At 44.6% G+C, this 17362-nt stretch carries 19 protein-coding genes; 9 read left to right on the forward strand and 10 right to left on the reverse strand.

What is annotated here, in order from left to right:
- Position 1 precedes the first annotated feature (1 nt).
- Genes lptA through HKI82_RS14360 form a run of 5 tightly spaced genes read right to left on the reverse strand, consistent with a single transcriptional unit; the run spans position 2 to position 3549 of the window.
- The gene (gene lptA / locus HKI82_RS14340; RefSeq protein WP_042485338.1) at positions 2 to 499 is read right to left on the reverse strand and encodes a lipopolysaccharide transport periplasmic protein LptA; all 498 of its coding nucleotides are present in this window, start codon (positions 497 to 499) and stop codon (positions 2 to 4) included.
- Positions 480 to 1043 carry an LPS export ABC transporter periplasmic protein LptC gene (gene lptC, locus HKI82_RS14345; RefSeq protein ID WP_102941122.1) on the reverse strand — a complete coding sequence of 188 codons (564 nt, stop codon included), beginning with the start codon at positions 1041 to 1043 and terminating at the stop codon, positions 480 to 482. Before lptC ends, lptA begins: the two co-directional genes overlap by 20 nt.
- Positions 1040 to 1597 (reverse strand): 3-deoxy-manno-octulosonate-8-phosphatase KdsC, encoded by a 558-nt coding sequence (gene kdsC, locus HKI82_RS14350; protein WP_171138379.1) that lies wholly within the window; start codon positions 1595 to 1597, stop codon positions 1040 to 1042. Before kdsC ends, lptC begins: the two co-directional genes overlap by 4 nt.
- A complete protein-coding gene (locus HKI82_RS14355) occupies positions 1597 to 2571 on the reverse strand; it encodes a KpsF/GutQ family sugar-phosphate isomerase (RefSeq protein WP_042485350.1) in 975 nt (324 codons plus the stop codon). The genes kdsC and HKI82_RS14355 overlap by 1 nt, the downstream gene beginning before the upstream one ends.
- A gap of 12 nt (positions 2572 to 2583) precedes the next feature.
- Positions 2584 to 3549, reverse strand: coding sequence for a calcium/sodium antiporter (locus tag HKI82_RS14360; RefSeq protein WP_042485352.1), 966 nt, complete (start codon positions 3547 to 3549; stop codon positions 2584 to 2586).
- A 328-nt stretch (positions 3550 to 3877) separates the two neighbouring features.
- On the opposite strand from HKI82_RS14360, the gene mlaF reads away from it, so the two are divergent.
- The 8 genes from mlaF (at position 3878) to HKI82_RS14400 (ending at position 9283) form a co-directional block, all read left to right on the forward strand.
- Positions 3878 to 4681, forward strand: coding sequence for a phospholipid ABC transporter ATP-binding protein MlaF (gene mlaF / locus HKI82_RS14365; RefSeq protein ID WP_102941119.1), 804 nt, complete (start codon positions 3878 to 3880; stop codon positions 4679 to 4681).
- Entirely contained in the window at positions 4671 to 5462 is a 792-nt protein-coding gene (gene mlaE / locus HKI82_RS14370; protein WP_102941118.1) for a lipid asymmetry maintenance ABC transporter permease subunit MlaE, read from the forward strand. The genes mlaF and mlaE overlap by 11 nt, the downstream gene beginning before the upstream one ends.
- Positions 5463 to 5464: 2 nt before the next feature.
- Positions 5465 to 5956, forward strand: coding sequence for an outer membrane lipid asymmetry maintenance protein MlaD (gene mlaD, locus HKI82_RS14375; protein WP_102941117.1), 492 nt, complete (start codon positions 5465 to 5467; stop codon positions 5954 to 5956).
- 3 nt (positions 5957 to 5959) lie between these two features.
- Positions 5960 to 6598, forward strand: coding sequence for an MlaC/ttg2D family ABC transporter substrate-binding protein (locus HKI82_RS14380; protein WP_102941116.1), 639 nt, complete (start codon positions 5960 to 5962; stop codon positions 6596 to 6598).
- A complete protein-coding gene (locus HKI82_RS14385; protein ID WP_102941115.1) occupies positions 6595 to 6924 on the forward strand; it encodes an STAS domain-containing protein in 330 nt (109 codons plus the stop codon). The genes HKI82_RS14380 and HKI82_RS14385 overlap by 4 nt, the downstream gene beginning before the upstream one ends.
- Positions 6917 to 7171: a BolA family iron metabolism protein IbaG gene (gene ibaG / locus HKI82_RS14390; protein ID WP_042485365.1), complete on the forward strand. Its 255-nt coding sequence runs from the start codon at positions 6917 to 6919 to the stop codon at positions 7169 to 7171. Before HKI82_RS14385 ends, ibaG begins: the two co-directional genes overlap by 8 nt.
- Positions 7172 to 7180: 9 nt before the next feature.
- Positions 7181 to 8446 (forward strand): UDP-N-acetylglucosamine 1-carboxyvinyltransferase, encoded by a 1266-nt coding sequence (gene murA / locus HKI82_RS14395; RefSeq protein WP_102941114.1) that lies wholly within the window; start codon positions 7181 to 7183, stop codon positions 8444 to 8446.
- Between the two features lie 108 nt (positions 8447 to 8554).
- Positions 8555 to 9283, forward strand: coding sequence for a 1-acylglycerol-3-phosphate O-acyltransferase (locus HKI82_RS14400; RefSeq protein WP_171138380.1), 729 nt, complete (start codon positions 8555 to 8557; stop codon positions 9281 to 9283).
- A 93-nt stretch (positions 9284 to 9376) separates the two neighbouring features.
- On the opposite strand, the gene HKI82_RS14405 is transcribed toward HKI82_RS14400, so the two are convergent.
- The 5 genes from HKI82_RS14405 to HKI82_RS14425 form a co-directional block, all read right to left on the reverse strand.
- The gene (locus HKI82_RS14405) at positions 9377 to 9766 is read right to left on the reverse strand and encodes a RidA family protein (protein WP_042485372.1); all 390 of its coding nucleotides are present in this window, start codon (positions 9764 to 9766) and stop codon (positions 9377 to 9379) included.
- Between the two features lie 117 nt (positions 9767 to 9883).
- Complete coding sequence (pyrI, locus tag HKI82_RS14410) at positions 9884 to 10351, reverse strand: aspartate carbamoyltransferase regulatory subunit (protein ID WP_102941112.1); 468 nt, start codon at positions 10349 to 10351, stop codon at positions 9884 to 9886.
- Between the two features lie 12 nt (positions 10352 to 10363).
- Complete coding sequence (gene pyrB / locus HKI82_RS14415) at positions 10364 to 11293, reverse strand: aspartate carbamoyltransferase (protein WP_042485378.1); 930 nt, start codon at positions 11291 to 11293, stop codon at positions 10364 to 10366.
- A 233-nt stretch (positions 11294 to 11526) separates the two neighbouring features.
- Complete coding sequence (gene argF / locus HKI82_RS14420; RefSeq protein WP_102941110.1) at positions 11527 to 12531, reverse strand: ornithine carbamoyltransferase; 1005 nt, start codon at positions 12529 to 12531, stop codon at positions 11527 to 11529.
- A gap of 116 nt (positions 12532 to 12647) precedes the next feature.
- Positions 12648 to 14024, reverse strand: coding sequence for a PhoH family protein (locus tag HKI82_RS14425; protein WP_171138381.1), 1377 nt, complete (start codon positions 14022 to 14024; stop codon positions 12648 to 12650).
- Between the two features lie 422 nt (positions 14025 to 14446).
- On the opposite strand from HKI82_RS14425, the gene rapA reads away from it, so the two are divergent.
- On the forward strand, positions 14447 to 17356 hold the full coding sequence (rapA, locus tag HKI82_RS14430; protein WP_171138382.1) for an RNA polymerase-associated protein RapA: 2910 nt from the start codon (positions 14447 to 14449) through the stop codon (positions 17354 to 17356).
- Positions 17357 to 17362: the final 6 nt, after the last annotated feature.

A 17362-nucleotide genomic window follows, 5' to 3' on the forward strand; every position in this document is an offset into this window, starting at 1 on the left:
GTTATTCTTTTGGTGCTGCTTGTGGCTGAAGAACAGTGGATACTCGACCACCGCCATTGCCGTCAGCAATAAGTTTTTGCGATGAAATTTGGTAGCGAATTTTGTTACCGCGAATTTCACTGTCGTCTTGAGACAGTAAGGCTTTATCTACCATGGTCAACTCATCGGCAGCCATTTTGTAATACAGTTCTTTTGCTTCACCGTACAGTGTTTTTCCATCGTCAGTGAGCTGAGAAAAAGTGGCTACATCACCATAGCCTTCTATTTCTTCAATTTGTCCGGTTTTTGCATCACGAATGACGATCAACTTATCAGCGTTGATATTAATACTGCCCTGTTTCAGCTTTACATCACCAAGGAAAGTAACTCGGTTACTTTTCATATCTAACTGTTGGCTGTCAGAGTCAATGTACACAGGTTGCTGGCTATCGGTTGATAGAGCCAGAGCCTGACCAGAAGTCAGTAAGCAAGCAATAAGACTAAGGTGTGAGAGTTTCATATCTACCTTGTACATGGTTATAAAGAACAGCCGAATGGTCACCAAAGTTACCTTTCATCGCCTGTCCATTTGTTTCAAATTGCGGACCGTTTAAATCTACTGGATTATCAGCCCAAAAATCACGGTTCTTGAGATGAATGCTCATTCTTGTGGTCGTGAGCTTATCAAAACCAGAATCGTCGAGTAAATTCTTCACGATAACATCATCATACAGCGTTAAGACGTTATCTTTAGCTAAAATACCGCGCTTTGCTGTGATCTCCCACTCTTGATTGGTTCCTTCGCGATAGATTTTTAATATCGGAGTATCAAAAATGGTATTGCCACTCTTGGCATAGTGATCCAAATGTGTAGACGTGATCACATAACTTCTCACGCCACTCTCGTTGTAAGAGACGTTATCTAAATTGATTCCGCTAAACATTGGTAGTTCCAAATTAGGAGCTACTTGGATGTCAGCCGTTTGTTCTTTGTCGAATAGGTAATAAGCAGACCATGAAGCGACAAACAGAAGTATCGTATAAAGAATACGAGACAAACTCATATACTTAAGCCTTTATGAACGTCCAACTCGTTACGTGCTTGTAGAATCAAATCACACACTTCACGTACTGCGCCACGTCCACCGTTAATTGTTGTTACATAGTTAGCGCGTTTAGCAAGCAGTGGATGCCCGTCAGCAACACAGACTTTAAGCGCTACTTTTTCCATTACTGCCCAATCGATCAAGTCATCACCAATATAGCCTGTATGTTGCGGTTCTATCGCTAACTTTTGGCAAATATCGTTGTACGCTTTCACTTTATCGTCTTGGCCTTGGTAAATAAGTTTTATACCAAGCGCATTCATGCGGTTTTCAACGATTTTTGATTGGCGACCAGTGATGATGGCGACTTCAATTCCCGCATTCATCAGTGATTTTACGCCATACCCATCACGAGTGTGGAATGTCTTCAGTTCTTCGCCATGATTGCCCATGTAGACTAAGCCATCGGAAAACACACCATCGACATCGCAAATTAGCAGTTTTATCTCTTTTGCGATAGCAAGAATAGAAGCGTCAACCTCACCATAAAGCGTTTCAACTGTCTGAGCCATTACATAACTCCTGCTTTAAGCAAGTCGTGCATGTTTAATGCGCCCACCACTTTACCATCTTCCACCAGCATTAAGCCGTTAATGCGTTTTTCCTGCATCAGGTTTAGACCTTCAACAGCCAGTAAGTTTGGTGAAGCGACAGTCGGGTTCTTCGTCATTACTTCACTGATGGTTGCGGTATGGATATCAATCCGTTTATCAAGAATTCGACGTAAATCGCCATCAGTAAAGATGCCGATCAAATGATCGTCTTCATCGGTTACCGCTGTCATACCTAAGCCTTTCTGGCTAATTTCTAACAGTGCTTCTCTGACTAATGCTGTCGGTTTTACTTTTGGCAGAGCTTCACCGAAATGCATGATGTCGGCCAGTTTCATCAGCAGTTTACGGCCTAAGGCACCGCCAGGGTGAGAAAGTGCAAAGTCTTCTGCAGTAAATCCGCGAGCCTGCAATAATGCGACAGCTAATGCATCGCCCATCACCAAAGTTGCTGTGGTGCTGGATGTTGGAGCTAAACCAAGAGGGCAAGCTTCTTTTGGAACCGTTATTTGTAGATGAATATCAGACAGTTTTGCCATGTTTGACTGAGGGTTACCAGTCATACTGATAATGCGGTTGTTTAATCGTTTTAGTACCGGAAACAGAGAGAGAATTTCAGCTGACTCCCCTGAGTTTGATATCGCTAAAACGATGTCACCGTGTTCGATCATACCCAAATCGCCGTGAGATGCTTCTCCGGGATGAACAAAAAATGCTGAAGTGCCAGTACTGGCTAGTGTTGCCGCTATTTTTTTACCAATATGGCCGGATTTACCAATACCCATCACCACAACTTTGCCATTTTTGTTGTCCAGCATCATTTCACAGGCGCGGACAAAGTTGTCATTGATGTATTGATCTAGCTGCTGTAATGCTTCGATTTCCGTTGTCAGAACTTGCTGAGCAACACTGCGGTAGTCAAAGTTATTAGACATATTACGCTCCAATTACGCTGCCATATTCATAAATAGATAAGTTTGGTACGCCAGAAAGGTGACACACAGAATCGCGCCTTCAATACGATTTATGCTGCGTGATTTACCCAACGCCATCACCACGAGTAGAAGAGAAACGCCAAGCATGACCCAAAAGTCTCGTCCCATCGCGTGTTCACTCAGGAGTGAAGGGTTCAAAATGCCCGGAATACCCATCACGGCTAAAATGTTAAATACGTTTGAACCGACAATGTTGCCAACTGCCATGTCGTCTTCACCTTTTAGAACACCTGCAACAGAAGCGGCAAGTTCTGGAAGGCTGGTACCGACTGCGATAATGGTCAAGCCGATCACAAGATCACTCATTCCAAAGTATTTGGCGATAATTACAGCATTGTCGACCAGTAAACCCGCAGAGATCGGAAGCAGAACCAAACCAATCGCGATCCACATGGCTGCTTTAGGATTACTCACGCCGTCAGGAATTTCAGATTCCTGTTCTTCCAATAGAAGATCACCATTCTTTTGTTCGTTGCGGCTGATTTTTAGCATTGCGAGAATGAATACGCCGAACAAAACAAACAGCAATACGCCTTCATAAAAGCCTAGGTGGTTGTTCCACATAATTACACCCGCTAACAGAGTCACGGCGATCATCAGAGGGAATTCTCTGCGAAGCACTGGAGAGCTGATAGCAAGTGGTTTAATTAAGGCTGTAATACCCAGAATCAGGGCGATGTTCGCTATATTGGAGCCGAGTACGTTACCCACGGCTGTATCTGTTTTACCATCAAGTGCTGCCGTTGCTGAAACCATCATTTCTGGAGCAGAAGAGCCCATGGCCAGAATTGTCATACCGATAACAAGTGGTGAGATTCCGAAGTTGCGTGCTAAAGCTGCAGAACCGAAGACGAGTTTATCGGCACTCCAAACTAAAATGATTAGACCTACAATTAGAAACGCAACAGCTTCGATCATGGTGATTCCTATACTTAATCAGCGACTAAAATGTTTAACCGCCGATTTTGACGCTTTGATGGGGAAAAGGGAAGCCGAAGTTCCAATTTATTGTTCTCAGTTCTGGGCAAATTTGTATACAAATGTAGAGGTAATGAAAAAATGCACCTACGCTTGATGTAAAACTTAAAGATGGGCCTTTTATCAATAAATTGACTGATAAAACTGGAACTGAAGTCTAATTTTGGTTTCAATGTGGCTGCAATTGAACAGTGCTTTTAATTTGGGATGAATATGCTTATTATGGCCTATCACATGGATGAGAATCTTACAGCAGCGAATAGCCAGTATGTCTGACACTGACTTAGTCACTATAAAAAATCTAACCTTTTCCCGATCTAACCGAATCATTTTTGATGACATCAGTCTTCAAGTCCCTAAAGGTAAAATTACCGCCATCATGGGTCCGTCAGGAATTGGTAAAACAACGCTTTTACGACTTATCGGTGGTCAACTGTATCCTGAAACAGGTGAAATCTGGTTTGACGGCAGCAATATTCCAACCTTAAGTCGAAACAAGTTATATAAAGCGCGTAAGAAAATGAGCATGCTTTTTCAGTCAGGTGCTCTGTTTACTGATCTTAACGTATTCGATAACGTCGCTTTTCCTATCCGAGAACACACCGATCTTGATGAGTCTTTAATTCGAACTTTGGTACTGCTAAAGCTTGAAGCGGTAGGACTTCGTGGCGCCGCTTATTTGATGCCTAGCGAACTTTCCGGCGGTATGGCAAGACGAGCAGCACTGGCTCGCGCTATTGCTCTCGATCCTGAGCTTATTATGTATGACGAACCTTTTGTTGGTCAGGATCCTATTACCATGGGCGTATTGGTTGAATTGATTCGAAATTTAAACCAAGCACTCGGTGTTACTTCTGTTGTTGTCTCCCATGATGTACCGGAAGTCATGAGCATTGCAGACTGGGTGTACCTGTTAGCGGAAGGTAAAGTAATCGCTCAGGGTACTCCGGAAGATTTGTACAAAACGGAAGACCCTCGTGTTCAGCAATTCTTAAAAGGTGAAGCGGATGGTCCTGTGCCATTTCGTTATCCTGTTCAACCAATTGAAAAGGATCTTTTCCATGTTGGCTGATTTATTACAACGAGTTAGCCAATTAGGGCGTCGCTTTTTTGCCATTTGTGAATCATTTGGCCGCGCAAGCTTAATGGTTTCAGGGGCACTGTTTGGTCGACCTCATCCGATTAAAAATTTCCCACTTCTTGTTAAACAGCTCTATAGCATTGGTGTCCAATCTTTAGCGATCATTATCGTATCAGGGCTGTTTATCGGTATGGTTCTCAGTCTGCAAGGCTATGTGATACTTGTTGATTACGGAGCTGAAACCAGCTTAGGGCAAATGGTTGCTCTTTCACTATTACGTGAACTTGGGCCAGTGGTAACCGCACTATTGTTTGCTGGTCGAGCGGGCTCAGCGCTGACTGCTGAAATCGGATTGATGAAAGCTACTGAACAAATTTCCAGCTTGGAAATGATGGCTGTCGATCCTCTAAAACGTGTAATTGCGCCAAGGTTATGGGCTGGTTTGATTTCTATGCCACTTCTCGCCATGATTTTTATGGCAGTCGGCATATGGGGTGGTCAGTTGGTTGGTGTTGATTGGAAAGGCATCGATCACGGTAGTTTCTGGTCCACGATGCAGGCATCAGTGGAATTGGGTGAAGATATTGGTAACAGTTTGATTAAGTGCGTGGTGTTTGCCATCACAGTCACTTGGATCTCGCTGTTTAATGGTTATGACGCGGTTCCTACTTCTGAAGGGATCAGTCGAGCAACGACAAGAACTGTTGTGCATTCGTCTCTAGCTGTATTAGGGCTAGACTTTGTATTGACTGCATTGATGTTTGGGAACTAATCATGCAACAGACACGTAAACTAGAATTTTGGGTAGGCAGTTTTGTGCTAGCGGGGATTTGCGCAATTCTGGTAATGATTTTTCAAGTCGCTGACGTGAAAGGTCTGGGAACAAACGATACTTACTCACTCCGAGCAGAGTTTGACAACATTGGTAGCTTAAAAGTCCGAGCGCCAGTCAAAGTGGGTGGTGTTGTGGTGGGACGTGTCTCATCCATCGTTTTGAACAAGAGCAGCTTACTTCCTGTTGTGACTATGGCTATTGATAGCCAATACAATCAGTTTCCTGACAATTCGAGTCTACACATTTTAACGGCAGGACTGATTGGCGAACAGTACATCAGCCTTATTCCTGGCTTTGTATTTGAAGATGAAGAGATGTTGAAAGATGGCGATCTTATTGAAGATACGAAATCTGCACTCATTCTAGAAGATTTGATTGGTCAGGTGCTGTATAGCGTAGGCGGTTCGGAAAGTAAGGCGAGTAAGGAGTAAACCATGTTGAAACGTTATGTCACCACATTGTGGATATTGCTCTTATCGTGGACAGTGAACGCACAAGAAATTGACCGTACTGATCCTTACAAAATGATGAAACAAGTCGCTGAGCAATCATTTAAGCGTTTGAAAGCAGAGCAACCAAAGATTCAAGAGAATCCTGAGTATTTAAAAGTGATCGTTGAAGAAGAGCTGATGCCTTATATCAATGATCAATATGCGGCGTTAAAACTCCTTGGCTCAAACTTGAAAGGCGCAAAAAGAGAAGATGTGGGTGAGTTTGTTACAGCATTCAGAGCTTATTTGGTAACAAACTACGCGCAGGTTTTGACTCAGTATACCAACCAAGAAATCGAGTTTGGTCCAGAACCTCAGCTTGAGGATGACCGCCGAATTTCGAGTATCAAGGTGGATATTATTGATTCACCGCGTCCAAACATTAAGTTGGAATTTAAGTTACGCAAAGAAAAATCCGGTGATTGGAAAGCGTTCGACATGATAGCCGAAGGCATCAGTTTCCTGACGAGCAAACAATCTGAATGGAATGGCAAAATTCGCCAAGAAGGCATTTTGGCTGTTGCCAAAGAGCTGCAGGATTTGTCGAAACAACCGATTCGATTTGAGAGCAAAACCCAATGATGCATCCGCAATGGCAGACGGTTAATTCAGAGATAGCGAAGCTGACCGGAGCGCTGGATCGTGATAAGGTGCCGCTCTTATGGCAAACGTTGCAGCAATGGCAGCCGGAAACAGAACAGTTTGAAGTCTCTTTACAGAACGTCGAACGTATTGATTCTGCTGGTATGGTGATGTTGATTCACCTAATAGAGCATGCAAAAAAACGAAATTGCCATATAATGCTCAGTTTTGTGCCAGAAGAGCTGCGCACACTAATTCAGTTGAGCAATATTGAAGAGTTGATGTCTCAACATATACAAATTTCCAACGGGGTGAATTGTGGATAGCACACAACTTAAAGAAATCTTAGATCAAGCACTCAACCTTCAAGAGATCCATTGTAAAGGTGAAGGTAGCCACTACGAAGTTATTGCTGTGGATGAATGCTTTGAATCAATGAGCCGTGTGAAGAAACAACAGCTGATATACGGTCCATTAATGGAATATATTAAGCGCAACGATGTTCATGCCGTTTCTATTAAAGCGTTCACGCCAGCAGAGTGGGCTCGCGATAAAAAATTGATGTCACTTTAAGGTTAGTGAATGGATAAGTTTCGAGTAATTGGGTCAGATAAGCCGCTACAAGGTGAAGTGACCATTTCTGGTGCTAAAAACGCAGCACTGCCAATTTTATTTGCGTCTATTCTGGCAACTGAGCCAGTAGAGGTGAGCAATGTACCTCACCTGCGTGATATTGATACCACAATGGAACTGCTTAAGCGCTTAGGTGCAAAAGTAGAACGTAATGGTTCAGTTCACGTTGATCCAAGCCAGATTAATCAATTCTGTGCTCCATACGATTTAGTAAAAACCATGCGTGCTTCTATCTGGGCTTTAGGTCCACTGGTTGCTCGTTTTGGTGAAGGTCAGGTATCGCTACCTGGCGGTTGTGCTATCGGTGCTCGTCCTGTGGATCTTCATATTCACGGTTTAGAGCAGTTAGGCGCAACGATTGTTTTAGAAGATGGTTACGTAAAAGCCAGCGTTGATGGTCGCCTGAAAGGTGCGCACATTGTGATGGACAAAGTGAGTGTTGGTGCAACAATCACTATCATGTGTGCGGCAACATTAGCTGAAGGCAAAACTATTCTGGATAACGCAGCGCGTGAACCTGAAATCGTCGATACCGCTAAGTTCCTAAACCAGCTTGGCGCGAAAATTTCGGGTGCAGGTACTGACACTATTACCATCGAAGGCGTCGAGTCTCTTGGTGGTGGTAAACACACTGTTGTGGCAGACCGTATTGAAACCGGTACTTTCCTAGTGGCGGCTGCGGTGTCTAAAGGCAAAATCGTTTGTCGTAAAACCAATGCCAAATTACTGGAAGCGGTTATTGCTAAGCTTGAAGAAGCGGGGGCAGATATCGAAACGGGTGAAGATTGGATTAGCTTAGATATGACTGGTCGTCAGTTGAAAGCTGTATCCATTCGTACCGCTCCGCATCCGGGTTTCCCAACCGACATGCAAGCTCAGTTCACTTTGCTGAATATGATGGCAAAAGGTGGCGGTGTGATTACTGAAACCATTTTTGAAAACCGTTTTATGCACGTCCCAGAACTTATGCGTATGGGCGCGAAGGCGGAAATCGAAGGTAACACAGTAATTTGCGGTGATGTGGAATCATTAAGTGGTGCACAAGTGATGGCAACGGACCTTCGCGCGTCTGCAAGCTTAGTGATTGCTGGCTGTATTGCTCACGGCGAAACCATTGTTGACCGTATTTACCATATTGATCGTGGTTACGAGCGTATTGAAGATAAGCTTTCTGCACTTGGCGCAAATATTCAGCGCGTGCATGCAGCGAGTTAATTTTTAATTTGGTATATAGGCCGAAGTCTCTTGATTTCGGCTTTTTATTTTGACCTGAGTTTGGATTTTCTCTGAACTAGGTTGGTAAAGCTCCTTTGGAGAAAACTGATGATTGCATTACTTCGTATCATTGCTGTCGCCATCTTTGCAATGGTGATGTTTGTATTCGGATGTGGTTACTGCTTGTTAAGCCCACGTAACCCGAAGCATGTATTCACTTTTGGTCGCATGTTTGCAGCGATGTCGAAAGTGTTTGGCATTAAGTTGGAACTTCGTATTCCAGAAGATGCTTACAAGCGTGGGCAGGCGATTTACATTGCCAACCACCAAAATAACTGGGACCTTTTCACTGTTTCATCAGCGGTAACACCGAAAGTGGTTACTGTGGGTAAGAAAAGCCTAGCGTGGATGCCACTGTTTGGTCAGTTGTACTGGTTGACGGGTAACATTCTGATTGACCGAGCAAACAAAACAAAAGCGAAAGGTACAATCAACCAAGTGGTTGATAGCATTAAAAGCAGTGACGTATCAGTGTGGATGTTCCCTGAGGGTACTCGCTCTCGTGGGCGTGGTTTATTGCCATTTAAAACCGGCGCGTTCCACGCAGCAATGGGTGCTGAAGTGCCAGTGATTCCAATTGTTTGTAGCTCAACTCGTCATTTGAAATTAAATCGTTGGAATAACGGCCATGTGATTGTAGAAATGCTGCCACCTGTGACGGTCGAAGAATACAAAGACAAGTCGGTGCGCGATCTTTCAAATCAGTGCTATGAAGCAATGAAAGTGAAGCTGGAAGAGCTTGATAAAGAAGTCGCTCAGCTTAACGCGAAAAAATAGCGTTTTTATTGGTGAATAAAAAGGGTTGCTTCGGCAACCCTTTTTGTTTGTTCAGTCGCACCACACAGAGCGGTACTGGCTGCTCAACTAAAATTATTTTCGAACGGCAATCGCTTCGATTTCGATACCTACATCTTTTGGTAGGCGAGCCACTTCCACACATGAACGTGCTGGATAGTGAGCGACGTTGTGCTCGTCAAAAAACTTACCGTAAACTTCGTTCACTGTGCCGAAGTCGTTGAGATCTTTTACGAATACAGTCATTTTTACGATATCGCCAACAGTTAAGCCAGAAGCTTCAACCACAGCTTTTACGTTGTCTAGAGATTGACGCGCTTGGACTGCGATATCGTCAGAAACTTCACCAGTTACTGGGTTTACTGGGATTTGGCCAGAAGTTAAAACCATATTGCCAAGGTCAACACCTTGAATGTATGGACCAATTGCCGCTGGAGCAGATTCTGTGTGCAAAACTTTTGTCATGGTTCTTATTCCATTCATTATTCGAATTAAAAAGGCCTGTTTACTTGCGGTGTAAACACCAATCAAATAACAGACCCTAGCAGTTTGCCTTTTATACCTTGATAGGTAAAGGTTTGATTAGCCTTCGCGCTCAGTCACGATTTCGCGCGAGAACACTTTCTCACAGTACTTACACTTCAGGCGAATATCGTTATTTTTTTCGATAATACGGAAGCTGCTTTCTACCGGTTCATTGTGAGAAATACAGTTGCTATTTGGACAGGCAAACACGCTGTTGATCTTCTCAGGCAGCTCCAGAGCCAGTTTTTTCACCACTTCGTAGTTTTCGATTTGGTTTACTGTTGCGTGTGGAGCGTAAAGCGCTAGTTTGTTCGCTTGTTCTTCGTTGATGAACACGTTTTCAATCTTCAATAGATCTTTATGTCCAAGCGCAGAAGACGGTAAGTTCAAACCAATAGTCACTCGTTGCTGGGTGTTATGCATATCAAACAGTTTGAGAACTTTGATGCCCACTTGTGCCGGAATATGGTCAATCACTGTGCCGTTTTTGATGGCTTCGACTTGTAGTTTGGTTTCTTTACTCATGACAGTCTCCGATTACAGTGATTCGTTCAAAACTAGGGCTAACAGTGCTTCACGTGCATAAACACCGTTGTTCGCTTGCTGGAAGAAATAAGCGTGAGGTGTTTTATCGACGTCGGTAGTGATTTCGTCAACACGAGGAAGCGGGTGAAGAACTTTCATATTCTCACGGGCATTTTCAAGCATTGAAGCGGTTAGAACGAAAGCTGACTTAATATGTAAGTATTCAGATGGGTCAAAACGTTCTTTCTGTACGCGAGTCATGTACAGGATATCGAGTTCTGGGATCACGCTTTCCATATCACTGTGTAAGCTGTATTCCACTCCCGCTTCATCCAGTTCTTCACAGATGTAATCAGGCATTGCTAATGCGTCTGGTGCCACAAAGAAGAAACGGTTGTTATCAAACTTTGCCAAAGCTTGAGCAAGTGAATGCACGGTGCGTCCGTATTTTAAGTCACCGACAAAAGCCACGTTCAGGTTGTCCAGTCGACCTTGAGTTTCATACAGAGTAAACAAATCGAGAAGAGTTTGAGTCGGGTGTTGGTTTGAACCGTCGCCCGCATTGATGACAGGAACGCCATTCGAAAACTCAGAAGCTAGACGTGCTGCACCTTCTTGTGGGTGACGCATAACAAACGCATCCACATAAGAGGTAATAATCTGAACAGAATCCGCCAGTGTTTCCCCTTTGTTTGCTAACGAAGTGTTACCGCCATTATCAAAACCGATGACGCTGCCACCGATACGTTGAATCGCCGTCTCAAATGATAAGCGCGTACGAGTCGACGGCTCAAAGAAACAGCTTGCAACGACTTTGTTCTTTATCAGCTCAGGTTTTGGTTCAGCTTTAAGCTGGCCAGCAGTTTGAACAATCAATTCCAATTCTTGTCTTGAAAGCTCAGAAATGGAGATGATGTGCTTTTTATAAAGCGAGTTAGCCATGATCTTCTTCCCTATCATTTTCTTAAAGTCATAAAAAAGCCCCCCAATAAGGGAGGCTTTAAAATTCAACAACGGGGGAAAACAGTTTACCCTGTAAGCGTAATTGCTTACCGAAATTTTTAGCTGCACGATAGTCAATATGCATCAATTTCATTGGGCCCCCCTAGACAAATTGCTGGGAATTATACGCTTTGTTTTTAGTGACGCAAGCGATTACGTAATTTATCGCCTCGCTAATCGCCCAGCGTTGCAACCATCACCGCTTTAATGGTGTGCATGCGGTTTTCTGCTTCATCAAACACAATTGAATAGTCGGATTCAAACACATCTTCGGTCACTTCCAAGCCTTTCATACCAAACTTTTCAGCCACTTGCTTACCAATAGTGGTTTCATCGTTATGGAACGCTGGTAAGCAGTGCATGAACTTCACATGTGGGTTACCTGTGGCTTTAATCACATCCATGTTGACCTGATAAGGTTTCATTAGAGCGACACGTTCATCCCATGCTTCAGGTGCTTCACCCATAGAGACCCAAACGTCGGTGTAAAGAAAATCACAACCTGTGACGCCCTCCGCAACATTTTCCGTGAGGGTGATTTTTGCACCGCTCTCTTTGGCTAATTCTTGGCAGGTTTGCACCAACTCGGCATCCGGCCAGTACGCTTTTGGTGCAACCAAGCGGATATCCATCCCCATTTTTGCCGCGCCAACCATCAGTGAATTGCCCATGTTGTTACGGGCATCACCGAGGTAAGCGAACTTAACTTCGCTGAGTGGTTTGCCGCGAGAGTATTCTTGCATGGTTAAGAAGTCAGCCAGAATCTGAGTTGGGTGAAATTCATCGGTTAAGCCGTTCCAGACTGGTACGCCAGCATATTTACCGAGTTCTTCTACAATGTCCTGACCAAAGCCACGATATTGAATACCATCGTACATACGGCCCAATACGCGAGCGGTATCTTTCATTGATTCTTTGTCGCCAATTTGCGAGCCTGAAGGGCCAAGGTAGCTGACCTGTGCGCCTTGATCAAAAGCGGCTACTTCAAAGGCACAGCGGGTACGAGTAGAGGCTTTTTCAAAAATGAGCGCGATGTTTTTACCGATTAGTTTTTTTTGCTCAGTGCCCGCTTTTTTTGCTCGTTTCAAATCAGCAGAGAGATCCAGTAAGAATTGGATTTCTTTCTGCGTAAAATCAAGCAGTTTTAGATAATTGCGGTGACGTAAATTGAAAGCCATGACTCAGTCCTTAAATACAAATAACGAGTAGGGCTAGTTAAACATGGAAATGCTATAAAAGTGAATAATTATTTTAAATAAAAGGCGAGATGTGCTTAACATCTCGCCAGATGTGCTTATAAATTCTCTTCGGCGAATTCAGCCAAGCGGCTGCGAACCACACCGTTGAGATGGATGTTGGCGCTGCCTTCAAAGTTTTTGAAGCGCTCAACCATATAGGTTAAACCAGAGGTAACAGGGGTTAGGTATGGTGAATCGATCTGTGCAAGGTTACCTGAACACACAATCTTTGTGCCTTCACCACAGCGAGTAATGATGGTTTTGATTTGTGAAGCCGTAAGGTTCTGACACTCATCAAGCAACACAAAGGCGTCTTGTATTGAGCGTCCGCGCATAAAGTTAATCGATTTGAACTGAATATTGGCCTTATCGACAATGTATTTCAAAGAGCCTTCAGTACAGTGGTCGTTCTTATGTAGAGCTTCCAGTGTATCGGTAACGGCTGCCAGCCAAGGCATCATTTTTTCTTCTTCCGTACCCGGAAGGAAGCCAATAGATTCACCGATATCCGGTGTGTTACGAGTGACGATGATCTTATCAAACATCTTCTTCTCAACGGTTTGCTCTAGTGCTGCTGCCATCGCAAGCAGTGTTTTACCACTACCGGCAGCACCCGTCAGAATTACCAAATCAATTTCAGGATCGAGCAGAGCATCTAACGCCATGGCCTGATAGATATTCTTTGGTGTGATATCCCAGGCTTTGCGGTGCATCATGCGCTCTCGGCTTTTGTCTAGCAGAGTAATTTTGTCTTCGGAGATGGTTTCGACTCGCGCAGCAAAATCACTCTCTTCGTCAATCACATATTGGTTGATGTAAGTGGGTTCAAACGGTTCACGGTCGAGTTTGTGGTAGGTTTTACCTTCAAGTGCATAACTATCTACATTCTCAATATCACCCCAGAAATTTCCCGGTCGAGTTTGGAAACCTTTGGTGAGGTACTGGACGTCATCAATCAGTTGGTCAGTACGATAGTCTTCAACATAACGTACGCCAGCGCCTTTGGCACGCAGACGCATGTTGATGTCTTTGGTAATCAGGACAACCGAGCGAGGAGCACGTTTGTTCTGCAAGTGGAGCACAGCGTTAAGTATACGGTTGTCGCCTTCTTTGTCGGTGAAAGCTTTTACGCTCTCGTGGACATCATAGTCGGCTAAGATTGAAATGGTGCCGGTCGCACTGCTTTGTTTGGTAAAAGGGATCCCTTCTGATATCTCATCTGGTGTTGCATCGTGAAACAAATTCTCTAACGCACGAATCGCCACACGAGCATCACGCGCAACGTCGCGTTTGCTGTCTTTGATTCGGTCGAGTTCTTCGAGGACGGTCATGGGGATGACCACATCATGTTCTTGGAAGGAGTAAATGGCTAGAGGTTCATGAAGTAGGATATTGGTATCCAGTACAAACAGTTTCCGATCGGTATCGCCCATAAGCGTCTCCTTGCTATCGCATAGCTTGCTATCAGAGGATGTCTGCAGCCATAGGTCGCAACGAATCGTACGCTTTGGGTAGGCTTTCGATCTATTGCGACTTACTGCAAACCCGAGTTGATACTCACTGTTTTGATAAGCAGACTTTGTGCCAAATTTTCACTCGGTTTTATCTGTTTATCTGAGTTGAGTATAGCAACGTCTTATCTAAGAAATGCCACTGGTTTCTTACAGTTTGATGTCATCTGACATTTGAAGAAAAAATGCTGGGAATCAACGTGACCTGTATCACGCCATCAAGTAAGATTAGCGACCTTTTTCTGCTGCACCCTCCTAAAGCGATCATAATTAGGAGCTGAATTCTCTATGTGGCAGATTTCTACTTATAATTATCCAATCCAAATTGATGAGGTAGTCGATTAATGACTTTTGCTTTGGGGCAACGCTGGATTAGCGATACGGAAAGCGATTTAGGTTTAGGTACCGTCGTAGCAATGGATGCGCGAACTGTTACTCTTATGTTTGCAGCGTCAGAAGAAAACCGAGTGTATGCTCGCAATGACGCTCCGGTAACACGAGTGACATTTAATGTCGGCGACGTTATTGATAGCCAAGAAGGCTGGTCACTCAAAGTTGAGCAAGTGGTTGAAGATCAGGGCTTGCTTACCTACCTCGGAACTCGTGAAGATTCGCAAGAGTCAGGTGTGGCTCTACGTGAAATCTTCCTGAGCAACCAAATTCGATTCAACAAGCCACAAGACAAGTTATTCGCAGGTCAAATTGATCGCATGGATAACTTCGTGTTGCGCTACCGCTCTTTGACTAACCAGTTTCAGCAACACAAGAGCCCAATGCGCGGCTTGTGTGGTATGCGAGCAGGTTTGATTCCTCACCAGCTCTACATTGCTCATGAAGTGGGTCGCCGCTATGCGCCGCGTGTTTTGCTGGCTGATGAAGTGGGTTTGGGTAAAACCATTGAAGCAGGCATGATCATCCACCAACAGGTACTTTCTGGTCGTGCAGAACGCATTCTGATTGTGGTTCCTGAAACACTGCAACACCAATGGCTGGTGGAGATGATGCGCCGCTTTAACCTGCATTTCTCTATCTTTGATGAAGAACGCTGTGTTGAGGCGTTTGCTGAAGCCGACAACCCATTTGAAACTCAACAATACGTATTATGTTCGCTGGGCTTTTTACGCAAGAGTCGTCAGCGTTTTGAACAAGCATTAGAAGCTGAATGGGACTTGTTGGTTGTCGATGAAGCGCACCACCTTGAGTGGTCTCAGGACAATCCGAGCCGTGAATACCAAGTGATTGAAGGTTTAGCTGAACGTACACCGGGTGTGCTTCTTCTAACTGCAACACCTGAGCAGCTTGGCCGCGAGAGTCACTTTGCACGTCTACGTCTGCTGGATTCAGATCGTTTCTATGATTACGAAGCCTTTGTTCAGGAAGAAGAACAGTATGCGCCAGTTGCCGATGCGGTAAGCGCACTGCTTTCTGGTCAGAAGTTGACTGATGATGCGAAAAACCAAATAACTGAACTGCTCTCTGAGCAAGACGTTGAGCCGCTATTCCGTGTGCTGGAAAGTCAGGCAAGTGATGAAGAGAAAGCTTCTGCTAGCCAAGAGTTGGTTGATAACTTAATGGATCGTCACGGAACTGGTCGTGTTCTGTTTAGAAATACACGTGCAGCGGTGAAAGGTTTCCCAACACGTAATGTGCATTTGATGCCGATGCCAATTCCATCTCAGTATGAGACGTCTATGCGCGTGTCAGGATTGATTGGTGGCAAGATCACTCCTGAAGCTCGCGCGATGAAGATGCTCTATCCAGAAGAGATCTTCCAAGAGTTTGAAGGCGAAAACTCAAGTTGGTGGCAGTTTGATTCACGTGTTAACTGGCTGATTGAAAAAGTAAAAGCAAAACGCAGCGATAAAATCCTTGTCATTGCGTCGCGTGCCAGCACTGCATTGCAACTTGAGCAAGCGCTTCGCGAGCGTGAAGGTATTCGTGCAACGGTATTCCATGAAGGAATGTCGATCATCGAGCGTGATAAAGCGGCTGCGTATTTCGCCCAAGAAGAGGGTGGTGCGCAGGTTCTTATCTGTAGTGAAATCGGTTCAGAAGGTCGTAACTTCCAGTTTGCTAGTCAGTTGGTGATGTTTGACCTGCCGTTTAACCCTGACTTGCTTGAGCAGCGTATCGGTCGTTTGGATCGTATCGGTCAGCAGCGTGACATTGATATTTTTGTTCCTTACCTAGAAGGTACATCGCAAGGTATTTTGGCTCGTTGGTACGATGAAGGTTTAAATGCTTTTGCTGAAACGTGTCCGACGGGTCGAGCGGTTTATGATGCATTTGTATCACGCTTAGTTCCTGTATTGGCTGCTGGTGGCGGTGATGATCTGGATGAGATCATTGAAGAGTCAGCGAAAATGAACAAAACGCTGAAATCTCAGTTAGAGCATGGTCGCGATCGTCTGCTAGAAATGCATTCGAATGGCGGTGAAAAATCGTTGGAAATCGCAGAGAAGATTGCTGCGACAGACGGTGATACTAACCTAGTGACTTTTGCTCTAAGCCTGTTTGATACTATTGGTTTGAATCAAGATGACCACGGTGAAAATGCGCTTGTGGTAACGCCATCCGAACATATGATGGTGCCAAGCTACCCAGGTTTGCCTTACGAGGGTGCGACGATCACTTTTGATCGCGATACTGCTTTGTCGCGTGAAGATATGCACTTTATCAGTTGGGAACACCCAATGATCCAAGGTGGTATTGATCTGCTGATGAGTGAAGGTGTGGGTACGTCTGCGGTATCTCTGCTGAAGAACAAATCTTTGCCTGTGGGTACAATTTTGTTGGAGCTGGTGTACCTAGTGGATGCTCAGGCACCTAAGCGCAGCGGCATTTCTCGTTTCTTACCGCAAACACCGATTCGTATTCTGTTGGATGCTCGCGGTAATAACCTTTCAAGCCAAGTTGAGTTTGAAGGCTTTAACCGTCAGTTAAGCCCTGTGAATCGTCATTTGGCGAGCAAACTGGTTAGCAGTGTACAAAATGATGTACATCGCCTGATCACGGCAAGTGAAGCCTTTGCCGTTGAAGAGGTGAAAGCGATTCGTGAACAAGCACAGAAAGAGATGGAGCACAGCTTAAACTCTGAACTGGAACGTTTACAGGCGCTGAAAGCGGTCAACCCGAACATTCGTGATGAAGAGATTGAAGTCATAGAGCAGCAAATTAATGAGCTGTCTGGCTACATCACTCAAGCGCAATATCAGCTAGATTCGCTTCGTCTGATTGTGGTTGCACACAACTAAGCAGCA

The organism is Vibrio plantisponsor (assembly GCF_013041605.1).
In the GTDB taxonomy this organism is placed as follows: Bacteria; Pseudomonadota; Gammaproteobacteria; order Enterobacterales; family Vibrionaceae; genus Vibrio; species Vibrio plantisponsor.

Excerpts from the sequence above, each read along its gene's own strand:
- pyrI (WP_102941112.1), bottom strand. The coding sequence starts at position 10,351 with ATGAGTAAAGAAACCAAACTACAAGTCGAAGCCATCAAAAACGGCACA.
- mlaD (WP_102941117.1), top strand. The coding sequence starts at position 5,465 with ATGCAACAGACACGTAAACTAGAATTTTGGGTAGGCAGTTTTGTGCTA.
- rapA (WP_171138382.1), top strand. The coding sequence starts at position 14,447 with ATGACTTTTGCTTTGGGGCAACGCTGGATTAGCGATACGGAAAGCGAT.
- kdsC (WP_171138379.1), bottom strand. The coding sequence starts at position 1,597 with ATGGCTCAGACAGTTGAAACGCTTTATGGTGAGGTTGACGCTTCTATT.
- murA (WP_102941114.1), top strand. The coding sequence starts at position 7,181 with ATGGATAAGTTTCGAGTAATTGGGTCAGATAAGCCGCTACAAGGTGAA.
- HKI82_RS14405 (WP_042485372.1), bottom strand. The coding sequence starts at position 9,766 with ATGACAAAAGTTTTGCACACAGAATCTGCTCCAGCGGCAATTGGTCCA.
- HKI82_RS14385 (WP_102941115.1), top strand. The coding sequence starts at position 6,595 with ATGATGCATCCGCAATGGCAGACGGTTAATTCAGAGATAGCGAAGCTG.
- mlaF (WP_102941119.1), top strand. The coding sequence starts at position 3,878 with ATGTCTGACACTGACTTAGTCACTATAAAAAATCTAACCTTTTCCCGA.
- argF (WP_102941110.1), bottom strand. The coding sequence starts at position 12,531 with ATGGCTTTCAATTTACGTCACCGCAATTATCTAAAACTGCTTGATTTT.
- mlaE (WP_102941118.1), top strand. The coding sequence starts at position 4,671 with ATGTTGGCTGATTTATTACAACGAGTTAGCCAATTAGGGCGTCGCTTT.
- HKI82_RS14360 (WP_042485352.1), bottom strand. The coding sequence starts at position 3,549 with ATGATCGAAGCTGTTGCGTTTCTAATTGTAGGTCTAATCATTTTAGTT.
- pyrB (WP_042485378.1), bottom strand. The coding sequence starts at position 11,293 with ATGGCTAACTCGCTTTATAAAAAGCACATCATCTCCATTTCTGAGCTT.
- HKI82_RS14425 (WP_171138381.1), bottom strand. The coding sequence starts at position 14,024 with ATGGGCGATACCGATCGGAAACTGTTTGTACTGGATACCAATATCCTA.
- lptC (WP_102941122.1), bottom strand. The coding sequence starts at position 1,043 with ATGAGTTTGTCTCGTATTCTTTATACGATACTTCTGTTTGTCGCTTCA.
- HKI82_RS14380 (WP_102941116.1), top strand. The coding sequence starts at position 5,960 with ATGTTGAAACGTTATGTCACCACATTGTGGATATTGCTCTTATCGTGG.
- HKI82_RS14355 (WP_042485350.1), bottom strand. The coding sequence starts at position 2,571 with ATGTCTAATAACTTTGACTACCGCAGTGTTGCTCAGCAAGTTCTGACA.
- HKI82_RS14400 (WP_171138380.1), top strand. The coding sequence starts at position 8,555 with ATGATTGCATTACTTCGTATCATTGCTGTCGCCATCTTTGCAATGGTG.
- lptA (WP_042485338.1), bottom strand. The coding sequence starts at position 499 with ATGAAACTCTCACACCTTAGTCTTATTGCTTGCTTACTGACTTCTGGT.